The organism is Solibacillus sp. FSL K6-4121, from assembly GCF_038002585.1.
In the GTDB taxonomy this organism is placed as follows: domain Bacteria; phylum Bacillota; class Bacilli; order Bacillales_A; family Planococcaceae; genus Solibacillus; species Solibacillus faecavium.
Map to the genome: position 1 here is coordinate 485,516 of NZ_JBBOCS010000002.1, position 12,060 is coordinate 497,575.

Sequence of the window (12,060 nt, forward strand, 5' to 3'; positions counted from 1 at the left end):
TGAGATGAAACATTTGAAAACACTCGATAATATATTCTTTGTCATGTCACTATTTGGAATTATCCCATTAATTTTAGCTGCATTTGATATTTATCGCCAGCAAGTTCAAGATTATAAAATTGTGTTTTTATTCTCGTTATATATCGGAGTAATTGGTTCCTTTATTTTAAAAAAGTACAAAACAAAAAAATATGAGCAACTCATGAGAAAAGGTGTACCAGAATCTACGAATGATTAAATATAGTAAGCATAGATAGAAAGGAGCTTGTTATGAAAAAGATACTACCATTCCTATTCACCATGCTCGTCTTAACTGGGTGTAGTGAGCAAAATGAGATGGAGGGCCAAGGAGTCATCGATACAGAAGCACCACTAGTTGAACGAGTGGAGGCGGAAATGAAAAAGAACACAAACAAGCTTGAAAATATTTTCCAAGGTCAGTTTGATGATCGTGAAATCGCTTTTGCTACATATTATGAGAATTTAGAAGAGGATGTTTATCCACAAACGGATTATACATTATCAGAGGAAAAACAAGAAGAGTTGTTGAATTATATAAAATCGATTGAAGTGAAGCTTTATAAAAAGGATTTTTATCAAAAAGATGAAGATTATGATTTTTGGATTATTCGTCCCCAATATTTTTATTTAGACGGTCCTGCGGTCGCAGTAGATTTGGATCATAATATATTAAGTGTAAGTGGGGAGGGTCTTATGCCAAACGCTTATAAAGTAGTCAATCAGGAAGATGAAGTATTTGAAAAGTTAGTCGAGCTTTTTCATAGTTCCGAAAGACAGGAGCGGAATTATTAGGAGCATTTTTGAAAGTAAGCTGGAGCGTTGATTGATGGTAAGTTGCGATTATAATCTACAAATTCTTTACATACGCTATATGGCACAATTTACTGAGTAAATGGAGGTCTGTGGATGCGAAGTTGGCAAAGTGTGTTGTTTGAAAGGTTTTTATTGATTAGGGGAACTAAAAAGAAATTTTTGGATACACGGCTAATGGAAAATTTTATAGCAAGCAAATACAATGAACGGCCCTATGTATTAGATGAGAAATTTCAGCAAAAGCACTCGATCAGAAAAAATGAGATAGCCGGGATGCTGTATTACACGATTAATGACCAGCCTTCTCCGAAAAAAGTAATTTATTATTTCCACGGGGGAGCTTATATTAATGACCCGCTCATTTTCCATTGGCGCTATTTAGTTAAGATTGCTGAAGCAACGAATTTTACAATTGTCGTACCGATTTATCCGAAACTTCCCCGGAATACGGTTAAGGAAGCATTTGATGCAATTCATGGCTTGTATGATCAATTAGTAAAAGATTATGATGTACCGTTTATATTTATGGGGGATTCTGCTGGTGGCGGGTTAGCGTTGGCATTCGCGCAAGATGTAAAGCACCTTTCGAAAAAGCAGCCGCAGCATATTGTACTTCATTCGGCATGGCTGGATGTAAGAGGAGAAGATCCTCAGTATAAAGCGCTGGAAAAACTAGATCCGATGCTTGGCGTATTAGGGGCACAGGAACTCGGTCGTATGTGGGCAAACGGACTGGATTTAACAGATTATAAAGTAAGCCCTTTACATGGAGAGATAAAGGATATTGGTCAAATAACGGTTTTTGTTGGAACGGGAGAACTTTTACTTGTCGATGCAAGAATGCTGCGAAGTAAAGCAAAAGAACAAAATGTAGCCATCCATTATTACGAATATCCGAATATGAATCATGTATTTCCGGTATTTCCAATTCCTGAAGCGAAGAAAGCTTTCAATACATTAGTGCAAATTATCAATAATTAACTGTTAACGCGTCAACTTTTTGATGCGTTTTTTTATAATATAAGGGGGATGTCATTTCATGAAACTATATATCATTCGACATTGTGAAGCAGAGGGGCAAGCTCCAGAGGCAATGCTGACGGCAGCGGGACTGGAAGCACGAAAGCGTCTTGCGAATTTTTTAATTCCTTATCATATAGAGCAAGTCATTTCCAGTCCATATAAAAGAGCCATACAGACAATAGAAACCTTCGTCCAGGAGAACGGTATTCCCTTTAAAATGGATGAACGATTAAAGGAAAGGATACTGAGTAGTGAAAATCTTACCGATTGGCTTGAAAAATTACAGCAAACCTATATCGATCAAGATTTAAAATTTGATGGCGGTGAATCGAGTAATGAGGCCGTTAATCGAATGATTGAATTAGTAAATGAACTGCGACAAGGTAATAATTCTTCTGTCGCAATTGTTACGCACGGGAATATTATGTCATTATTAATCAATCACTATAATGGTGATTTTGGATTTAATGAATGGAAACAACTATCCAATCCGGATGTTTATGAAATTGATTTTTATAAAGAAATTAAGGTGAGTCGGATATGGGGGAGTGAAATTGAATTTATTTAAGCAATCATAGTTTAAATAAAAATATGGGGGAAATATATATATAAGGAAAATGTAAGGAATTCCTACATAAACTAAAAAATGAAACAGGTTGAAAAGTGGGTGACTTATGAAAAATATCTTTGTAGTAAGCGATATTCACGGCCATTATGATCAATTTGTTCATGTACTTTCATTTTGGGACAAAAAAGATACACTGGTGATTTTAGGGGATTTAATCGACCGTGGACCAAAGTCTTTACAGGTTATACAAAAAGTGCTGGCATTAAAAGATGAATTCGGTGATCAAATAATCGTTTGCCTAGGCAATCATGAAGACATGTTGATCGATTATTTAAACTTCCCGGATATAAAACAAGACCGGTTTTTTAAAAACGGGGGTCTAGATACAATCCGAAATTTTCAAGCTCAACTTCCGAATAATTTCATGACGGTAAATCCAGTTAAGCAAGTTGAAATGATTAAGGAAAAGTTTGCGAGAGAAATTTCGATGATCAGAACAAGCAAAATTTTTGTGATTATTGGAAATGTTTTGTTTACACATGCCGGTTTTGATTCGAATTTTGAAACAATTGATAATACAAGTGCCGAAGATTTTCTTTGGATTCGTAAGCATTATTTGACTCAAAATCGCACACCCTATGTCAATGTATTTGGCCATACACCTGTGCACTTAATTCATGATTCAAGTGATGTTTGGATAAGTGAAGATGCCAAATATATAGGTATTGACGGTGGTTGCTACATGACCGGTCAACTAAATGCGTTACATATATCAGAAGCCGGAGAGATTTTAAATATTTATAAATCTGTAATGAATCCACCTAATAATTAAAAATAAATTAGTCAGTTCAATATATTTTTGATATAATGTTCTAAACTGCATTTTTGGAGGTTACTTCCTTTTCTGATTTTTAGAAAAGGGGTAACCTCTTTCGTGTTTAAAGAAGTTTTTCAAGGAGGAAACATTTTGGAGCAATATACAAATTTACGGGCTGGTGAAAAAGGAGCCTACTTATCCATTGTTGCCTACATATTTTTAAGTGTACTGAAGCTTACTGTAGGTTTTATAGGAGGTTCAGAAGCATTAAAAGCGGACGGTTTAAATAATACGACTGATATCATTGCATCGATTGCAGTATTAATCGGTCTGCGAATTTCACAGCGTCCGGCAGATGATGATCACCGTTACGGACATTTTCGTGCAGAAACAATCGCTTCACTTGTTGCCTCATTTATTATGATTTATGTCGGCATAGAAGTTCTTTTATCGGCAGGAGAGAAAATAGTTAATCCTATAAATCAAGAACCATCTGCTATTACGATTATTGTCGCGATTTTTAGTGCGGTAGTAATGTTTGCAGTGTATAAATATAATTTAAAATTAGCTACAAAAATTAATAGCTCAGCCGTAAAAGCGGCAGCCTACGATAATCGTTCGGATGCTTTAGTCAGTATAGGTACAGCGATAGGGATTAGTGCAGCAATTCTAGGATTTCCGGTAGTCGATACTATTACAGCGTTTATAATTGGATTGATTATTATTAAAACGGCAATAGAAATTTTTAAAGAAGCGGTCTTCTCTTTAACGGATGGATTTGACACGGAATTAATCTCATCAATAGAGGAACGTGTAGCACAAATTCCTCGTGTACGCGAAGTGGTCGATGTACGTGGCAGACAACATGGGAGTTTAATTTTGGTTGATGTTACGGTACGTGTGAATCCAAATCTAAATGTTAGGGACTCGCATGCTATCACCGAACAAATTGAATCAGCAGTGGAACAATTGAGTAAATATACGACAACCCTTGTTCATATAGAACCTTATGATCCAAAGGAAGAAATAATTTGTGAAGATGATTTCCATTTTTAAAAATATGGCTTCAGTAAATTAAATAAATGAAGAAGCAGAAGGTATTTAGCAATGTAAATTTGCTAAATACCTTTTTTCAAGATAAAAAAACTCCCGACCAGTAAAGCAAAGGTCGAGAGCCAGTTGTTAATTATTGATGTGTAACGTTTCACCAGGACCCATTGGTAAGCCTAGTAACAACCATACACTGAATAAAATAATCCACATAATCGCGAAGAAAATGGAATACGGAATTAAAGCTGAAATTAAAGTACCCATCTTAATGTTTTTATCATACTTACGTGCAAATGCAAGTAGCATTGCAAAGTAGGCAAGAAGTGGTGTGATTGGGTTTGTAATAGAATCACCAACGCGGTACGCCATTTGCGTGACAGCAGGTGAGTACCCTAAATACATAAACATCGGTACGAAAATTGGTGCAAGAAGAACCCATTTCGCAGAAGCTGAAGCCATTAGTAAGTTAACTAACGCTACGATGAAGATGAATCCGATGAACATCGGTACACCTGTGAAGTTCATAGCCTGTAATGTTTCAGCACCTTTAATCGCTAAAATTGTGCCAATATTACTCCAGCTGAAGAACGCGATCATTTGTGCAGCAACGAATGCTAGCACGATGAATGAGCTCAGATCTGCCATTGATTTAAACATCATTCCCGCAACGTCGCGGTCTGATTTGATTGTACCGACTACCATTCCGTATACGATACCAGGAATTAAGAAAAGGAATAACATTAATGGTACGATACCAGACATGAATGGTGACTGTAAAAATGCACCATTTTCACCGCGTAAAATACCGTTCTCAGGAAGTACTGCAACTAACAGGATAGCGATATAAATAAGCGCAGAAACGGTAGCCCAAATAAGTGCTTTGCTTTCCTTAGGTGTTACTTTTTCTAATACTTCTATTTTACCTTCGTATTTACCAAAGCGAGGTTCTACGATTTTTACCGTTACCCAAGTCGCAACTGCTATTAAAAATACAGTCGATACGATCATGAAGTAGTAGTTCATCGTTGCAAGACCTGTAAACTCCGGGTCAACTAGGCGTGCTGATTCTTGTGTAATCCCAACAAGTAATACATCCAGTGATGTAATTAAGATATTCGCACTAAATCCACCAGCAATTGCTGCATAAGCCGCAACCATACCAACTAATGGATGGCGTCCAATACTCATGAAGATCATTGCAGCAATAGGTGGCAAGATGATGTATGCGGCATCTGTTGCGACACTACCAAAAATCGCTGTGAAGATTAAAACAGGTACGATCAAGCTTTTTGGTGCAGATAGTACTGTCTTTTTCATCATAGTAGTAATTAAACCACTATGCTCAGCTACCCCAATACCAATCATTGCAACAATCACGATACCAAGTGGCGCAAAGCTCGTGAAGTTCGACACCATATTCGTTAATATTTGATGTAAGCCTTCTTTAGAAAGTAAGTTTACAACTTCCAATGTTTCACCGGAAGTTGGACTCACCGCTGTAAGACCGATTTTGTTCATTAACCAAGAAGCAAGTAAGACTAATCCTGCTAAAATAGCGAAGATAGTAATAGGGTCAGGTAACTTATTACCTGCTGTTTCTATCCCATTTAAAAATCGATCGATTAAGGATTTTTTTTGTTTTTTCTCCATCGTCTCTCCTCCAATTTTAAAATAACTTTTTAAGTATAGTAAGAAATTACTTGAAAACCGTTTTTATAAAAAATTCAGAATTATCTCTTGAAAGTGAAAATTCTATTAGATTCGGTTGTTTTTTTCTTAGAAGAAAATTACATGTCTATAAATCTTTTTTATTCCCGAAAATTTGTAGATTAGACAATAAAATTGTCGTTTACATTAAATGGGTATGGAAATATATAGATGTGTCTAAAGTGTGACAGGTGGATTTTTGATGTATGTTTAAGGGGAGCAATTGTATGAGTAGGGTGTACATTGAGAGGGAATAATGCAAATTACAGCAAAAAAAAACCTAAAGCAGTTTATTAACATCCGCTTTAGGTATTGATTATTTTATAAAAATATGGGCATCGCAGTAGCAAAGTCCTTTACAGCTTGGACATTCGACTTTGTATGGTTCAAAATAGCGCGGCATATATATGACCGATTCAAAGCCTTGTTCTACAAATTGCCGCTCAGCTGCCCAGCGCTTTGTATCAGACTGGACCCAGCCAACCGTTATAATTGTTTGTGCTATTGGTTCAACTGCATTGAGGTAAGCGAGCAAAAGTCCTTTCCCAATTCCTTTTTTCCGTTCGTTTGGATGAACAACAAAGTGGCTTGTATAAAAGGTAATGCCCGATGCCACTCGATCTTTTAAAAACTGAAGTTTATCCTGGAAATAAGGGAAGTCTTTATCGAAATCAGTAATTTCATATCCGGCAATATAGCCAATCACCTCATCAAGCTCATTAATCGCTAAAAAGCGTATGCCACCAGACAATTCAATTGTGTTGGCCGTTTCTATTTCAAATGGTAAATAATTATTTAATAATGTGGCTATTTGTGCTGCATACTTTGTTTCGTACGGGACTATATTCATGGTGTTCCTACCTTATATATTGTTTTTATTATTTTAACATATTAATGGCATGTTGTAAGGAATGGTGATAGTTTGTGTATTCTTCTCTACTAATTATTCGCTTTCGTAACAGAAAGAAGGACAGCCTCTCCCTATAGTTTAAGCAGCCTACTGCTTAGACTTATACGAAAGAAGTGTCCTTAATTTAAATCTTATACACATGAATTGCTAATTCGCTTTCCCAGGTTTTTCGCCGCGGGAATAATTAAGTGAAATTGAAATCCTCGCACACTTACGATTGTGGTGAAGGTAATGGTCTCATCTTATTTCTTTATTAAACATAAAAAACTAAGCAGCTTCAGAATATTTATTAAGTAATTCATCTAATTCCTGACTGCAATTGACTACCTGTGGATGTGTGTAACCTAAATCTTTTGCTTTTCTATACATATATTTTCTTTTTAATTCAATTCTTAGTTTTAACAATTTCTTTAACAAGTAAATCTTCAACATAAACTCTCCAATCGATATTATTAGTAATCTACGACTTGTGGTGAAATAAGATTATGACATTTATATGGTATCTTATTAAAATTTTTCCAGGTGTCGAATTGTGTTTGAGGAGGTACATTTCATAATTTTGTAACAAATATTGGAGATTCATTCGACAATCTATTGTTCAAACTTGACTTGTAATAAAATTCATCATAACTATGTAAATTAATTTTAGAACGAAAATGAATTAGATTTCCGATTATCCACACAATCCAATCTTTGTACATCTCGGAAAATCATTGATATAATGGGCATTGTGAATAGATAAGAAACAGAAAGAGGTTATGAAAAATGACAAATGCTTATGATGAATACATGCGTCAAGTAACACAGCCAATGCGTACAGAGCTTGAAAATTCAGGCTTCACACAATTAACAACGGCGGATAGTGTACATGAATTCATGGCAGAAACGAAGGGGACAGCTCTTGTTGTCATTAACTCAGTATGTGGTTGTGCGGCAGGCTTAGCACGTCCGGCTGCCCGTGAAGCAGTGGCGGATGTAAAACCGGATCAATTAGTAACGGTTTTTGCTGGCCAAGATCCTGAAGCAACAGCAGCAATGCGCGGCTATTTTGATGAAGTGCCACCAAGTTCGCCTTCTATGGCCATTCTAAAAGGCGGTCAATTAGCATATTTCATTCCACGTGAACAAATCGAAGGCTTCCCAATGGAGCAAATTCGTGATCATTTAGTAGATGTGTTAAAGCAAGTATGTGCCGATTAACAATCGTCACGACTGCAGGTAGACCAGACGAGCAATCGCTAAAATTAGCTGAATTGGCAAGTCAGGAACTAAATGCAGAGATTATACCAAGACAAAAACGTTCTGTACGTAAACTTGCAGAAATTTACGATGCGAACGTAATTGTTGCAGGTAAAAATCGTTTTGAATACTATGCGAAAGGTGCTGAGGCGCCTTTCTTTTTTCATCCGAATTCAGCTGCCTTTCGATTAAAACGTTTCGCTCGTGGTGAAGAAGAGCCATTGCTTACAGCGTCTGCTTTACAAAAAGGCGATACGTTTTTAGATTGTACGCTCGGGATCGGATCGGACAGCTTATTAGCAGCCTTTGCAGTAGGTGAAACAGGTAAAGTGACGGGTTTGGAAGCAGATAAAAATGTAGCGTTTATTGTGAAAACAGGAATGCAAACATACGATACGACCGAACTTCCGTTAACTAGCTGCATGCGAAATATTGAAGTCATACATTCTACTGCGCTAGAATTTTTAAAGAAGCAGGAAGATGCCAGCTTTGATATTGTATACATGGATCCAATGTTCGAGGAAGTCATTGAGGAATCGACAAATTTCGAAGCATTACGCTTTGCAGGTGATCATATACCGTTAACGGACGAATGGGTGAAAGAAGCAAAGCGGGTTGCTAAAAGGCGAGTTGTACTAAAAGCACATTATAAATCGGATTGGTTTGAACAGTATCAGTTTCAGCGCGATGTCCGTTTAACTGCAAAATTCCATTATGGTATATATATAAAATAATCGCGTTGAAGTTCTTTTATAAGAGCTTCAGCGCTTTTTTTGACTTAATGCATATGTAGGAGGAAAATGCACATAAATAAGAGCGTCTTCACACTTTACATACCCCTTATAGGTATGATAATGTAAAAATAAGTAAGGGGGATTGATTGCATGATTCATGAAAACAATGAAATATTGGACACTCATGAAGTGAGCTGTCGTAAAAGTCATCATCCTGAACCAATCAAAAAAGATTTGACGACAAGGTTAAATCGTATAGAAGGGCAAATTCGTGGGATTAAAGGTATGATTGAGAAAGATATTTACTGTGATGATGTCATTACACAATTATCGGCCACTCAATCTGCTTTAAATAGTGTCGCAAAGATTTTGCTCGAAGGTCATCTAAAAGGCTGTGTAGTCGATCGTTTAAATGAAGGCGATACGGAAGTATTAGACGAGCTAGTCGTTACAATTCAAAAAATGATGAAAAAATAAGGAGTGTTCGAGAATGGAAAACGTAATTTTAAATGTAAATGGTATGACATGCGGGCATTGTGTAAAAGCTGTAGAAACAAGTGTTGGCGCATTAGCTGGTGTACAGGAAGTAAAAGTTGACCTGGCTGAAAAAAAGGTAGCAGTTGCATATAACGAAGATACTGTTACTGTGGAGCAAATTAAAGAAACAATTGATGAACAAGGATACGATGTAGTTTAAATGGTAAGGTTCTCTATATTAATAGTAGAGAACCTCTCTTTTTAAAAGTTTTATACCCCCAATAGGTATAAGTGAGGTGGAAGTATGACAAAGGAACTGACAGTACAAGTGACGGGCATGACATGTGCAGCTTGTGCAACGCGTATTGAAAAAGTCTTAAACCGAATGGATGGTGTCAAATCTGCCAATGTCAATCTAGCTATTGAAAAAGCGGCAGTCCAGTATGATGAAACGGTGTTAAAGCCACTTGAAATCGAGAAAAAAATACAGGCTCTTGGTTATGATGTTGTAAAGGAAAAAGTCGATTTTACAATAGAGGGGATGACATGCGCTTCGTGTTCGGCAAGGATTGAGAAAGTTCTTGGAAAGCTTGACGGTATTTCAAATGCAAATGTGAATCTGGCATTGGAAAAAGCGACAGTAGAGTTTAACCCTTCCGAAGTTTCCGTTGCAGATATTATCGCACGCATTGAAAAAATTGGTTTCGGTGCACAGCCAGTCGTTGAAGGAAACCCGGTCGATCATCGGGAGAAGGCAATCCAGCATCAAACGATTAAATTCTTAGCAGCAGCCATACTGTCATTACCACTTTTATGGACGATGGTTGCTCACTTTTCATTTACAAGCTTTTTATATGTTCCAGATCTTTTAATGAATCCGTGGATACAGCTTAGTTTAGCTACACCGGTCCAATTTATAATCGGCTGGCAATTTTACGAGGGTGCCTATAAATCGCTGCGAAATGGTTCGGCCAATATGGATGTACTTGTTGCCATGGGGACGAGTGCAGCGTATTTTTATAGTATTTATCAAATGCTGGCACACCCCAGTGGCCATATGCCGCATTTATATTTTGAAACGAGTGCTGTACTAATTACGTTAATTTTATTAGGTAAATTATTTGAAGCTCGTGCAAAGGGGAAGTCTTCACAAGCTATTAAACAATTAATGGGCATGCAGGCAAAATCGGCACTTGTGATTCGCGATGGAGTTGAACAATTAGTTCCACTAGAAGAAGTACGAATAGGCGATCACATCAGAGTCAAGCCTGGTGAAAAAATCCCTGTCGACGGAGAAGTAATATCCGGAATCTCGGCTGTTGATGAATCTATGCTGACAGGCGAAAGCTTACCGATTGAAAAAAGTGAGGGGCATCTTGTATATGGTGCAACCCTTAATAAAAATGGTTCAATTGAGATGAAAGCGTTAAAGGTAGGTCATGAAACAGCACTAGCGCAAATCATTAAAATCGTCGAATCAGCACAAGGCTCCAAAGCACCGATTCAACGACTTGCGGATAAAATATCAAGTATTTTTGTACCGGTAGTTATTGGAATTGCTGCATTAACATTTATAGCATGGTGGTTAATCGGCGGAGAATTTATCCAGGCATTCGAAGCGACGATTGCCGTACTGGTTATCGCTTGTCCATGTGCACTAGGATTGGCAACACCGACTTCAATCATGGCCGGCTCAGGACGTGCAGCGCAATTCGGCATCTTGTTCAAAGGTGGCGAACATCTGGAACAAACCGGCTTTGTCGATACTGTTGTCGTCGATAAAACAGGAACGGTTACAAACGGTAAGCCTGTTTTAACCGATGTGGTTATGTTCAATGGCTTTAATGAAAATGATGTGCTAAGCATTGTTGCAGCAGCAGAAAAACAATCAGAGCATCCTCTAGCAGAAGCAATAGTAGAGGGAGTATTACAGCGCGGTATTGAGTTGCCGACAGTTTCAAGCTTTCAGGCGCTTCCGGGGCTCGGTATTGAAGCACAAGTGAATGACCGTGAAGTAGTTGTTGGGACGAGAAAACTATTACGTCAACGACAAATTGATATGAATGATCAAATTGAAACGCAGATGGTTTCATTTGAAAAGCATGGAAAAACAGCTATGTTAGTGGCAATTAATCATCAATTAGCAGCGATCGTTGCCGTTGCGGATACCGTAAAGGAAACATCTGCAGAAGCGGTAAACCGTTTACATGCGCTAGGTCTGAAAGTCATTATGCTTACGGGTGATAATGAACGTACGGCTCAAGCGATTGCAGCTGAAGTGGGTATTGATGAAGTCATCGCAGAAGTACTTCCAGAGCAAAAGGCACTGCAGATCGAAAATTTACAGCAGCAAGGTCGTAAAGTAGCGATGGTTGGTGACGGAATTAACGATGCCCCAGCTCTTGCTGTCGCACATATTGGTATGGCGATTGGCACAGGAACAGACGTCGCAATGGAAGCGGCAGATATTACATTGATCCGCGGGGATTTAAACAGCATTGCGGATGCTATATTAATGAGCCGTAAAACGATGACAAATATTAAGCAAAATCTATTTTGGGCATTTGCCTATAATGTGATCGGAATACCGATTGCCGCACTCGGTTTCCTCGCTCCATGGGTAGCAGGCGCAGCGATGGCATTCAGTTCTGTATCCGTTGTGTTGAACGCATTGAGACTGCAACGTGTGAAATTGTAAAAA

The 12,060-nt window shown here is 37.7% G+C and carries 14 protein-coding genes; 11 read left to right on the forward strand and 3 right to left on the reverse strand.

Annotated elements, in window-relative coordinates:
* The first annotated feature begins 4 nt into the window (after positions 1-4).
* From MHH95_RS11890 to MHH95_RS11915, 6 genes are all read left to right on the forward strand, one after another.
* Positions 5-238 carry a hypothetical protein gene (locus MHH95_RS11890; protein WP_340727733.1) on the forward strand — a complete coding sequence of 78 codons (234 nt, stop codon included), beginning with the start codon at positions 5-7 and terminating at the stop codon, positions 236-238.
* A gap of 32 nt (positions 239-270) precedes the next feature.
* Positions 271-813: a membrane lipoprotein lipid attachment site-containing protein gene (locus tag MHH95_RS11895; protein ID WP_340727734.1), complete on the forward strand. Its 543-nt coding sequence runs from the start codon at positions 271-273 to the stop codon at positions 811-813.
* Between the two features lie 195 nt (positions 814-1,008).
* Positions 1,009-1,815, forward strand: coding sequence for an alpha/beta hydrolase (locus tag MHH95_RS11900; RefSeq protein WP_340727735.1), 807 nt, complete (start codon positions 1,009-1,011; stop codon positions 1,813-1,815).
* 58 nt (positions 1,816-1,873) lie between these two features.
* Positions 1,874-2,425, forward strand: a complete 552-nt coding sequence (locus MHH95_RS11905; protein WP_340727736.1) for a histidine phosphatase family protein — start codon at positions 1,874-1,876, stop codon at positions 2,423-2,425.
* Between the two features lie 106 nt (positions 2,426-2,531).
* Positions 2,532-3,257: a metallophosphoesterase family protein gene (locus tag MHH95_RS11910; protein ID WP_340727737.1), complete on the forward strand. Its 726-nt coding sequence runs from the start codon at positions 2,532-2,534 to the stop codon at positions 3,255-3,257.
* 135 nt (positions 3,258-3,392) lie between these two features.
* A complete protein-coding gene (locus MHH95_RS11915; RefSeq protein WP_340727738.1) occupies positions 3,393-4,298 on the forward strand; it encodes a cation diffusion facilitator family transporter in 906 nt (301 codons plus the stop codon).
* A gap of 126 nt (positions 4,299-4,424) precedes the next feature.
* On the opposite strand, the gene MHH95_RS11920 is transcribed toward MHH95_RS11915, so the two are convergent.
* From MHH95_RS11920 to MHH95_RS11930, 3 genes are all read right to left on the reverse strand, one after another.
* Positions 4,425-5,942: an AbgT family transporter gene (locus MHH95_RS11920; protein WP_340727739.1), complete on the reverse strand. Its 1,518-nt coding sequence runs from the start codon at positions 5,940-5,942 to the stop codon at positions 4,425-4,427.
* Between the two features lie 373 nt (positions 5,943-6,315).
* On the reverse strand, positions 6,316-6,849 hold the full coding sequence (locus MHH95_RS11925; RefSeq protein ID WP_340727740.1) for a GNAT family N-acetyltransferase: 534 nt from the start codon (positions 6,847-6,849) through the stop codon (positions 6,316-6,318).
* A 327-nt stretch (positions 6,850-7,176) separates the two neighbouring features.
* Positions 7,177-7,341: an aspartyl-phosphate phosphatase Spo0E family protein gene (locus MHH95_RS11930; protein WP_340727741.1), complete on the reverse strand. Its 165-nt coding sequence runs from the start codon at positions 7,339-7,341 to the stop codon at positions 7,177-7,179.
* Positions 7,342-7,674: 333 nt separating this feature from the next.
* Here MHH95_RS11930 and MHH95_RS11935 point away from each other — a divergent pair, with 333 nt between their 5' ends.
* From MHH95_RS11935 to MHH95_RS11955, 5 genes are all read left to right on the forward strand, one after another.
* Entirely contained in the window at positions 7,675-8,109 is a 435-nt protein-coding gene (locus tag MHH95_RS11935) for a BrxA/BrxB family bacilliredoxin (protein ID WP_340727742.1), read from the forward strand.
* Positions 8,097-8,882, forward strand: a complete 786-nt coding sequence (locus tag MHH95_RS11940; RefSeq protein WP_340727744.1) for a class I SAM-dependent methyltransferase — start codon at positions 8,097-8,099, stop codon at positions 8,880-8,882. Before MHH95_RS11935 ends, MHH95_RS11940 begins: the two co-directional genes overlap by 13 nt.
* A gap of 150 nt (positions 8,883-9,032) precedes the next feature.
* Positions 9,033-9,359 (forward strand): metal-sensitive transcriptional regulator, encoded by a 327-nt coding sequence (locus tag MHH95_RS11945; RefSeq protein ID WP_191699179.1) that lies wholly within the window; start codon positions 9,033-9,035, stop codon positions 9,357-9,359.
* A gap of 13 nt (positions 9,360-9,372) precedes the next feature.
* Complete coding sequence (gene copZ / locus MHH95_RS11950) at positions 9,373-9,579, forward strand: copper chaperone CopZ (RefSeq protein ID WP_191699178.1); 207 nt, start codon at positions 9,373-9,375, stop codon at positions 9,577-9,579.
* Between the two features lie 84 nt (positions 9,580-9,663).
* Positions 9,664-12,057, forward strand: coding sequence for a heavy metal translocating P-type ATPase (locus tag MHH95_RS11955; protein WP_340727745.1), 2,394 nt, complete (start codon positions 9,664-9,666; stop codon positions 12,055-12,057).
* The last annotated feature ends 3 nt before the right edge of the window (positions 12,058-12,060 follow it).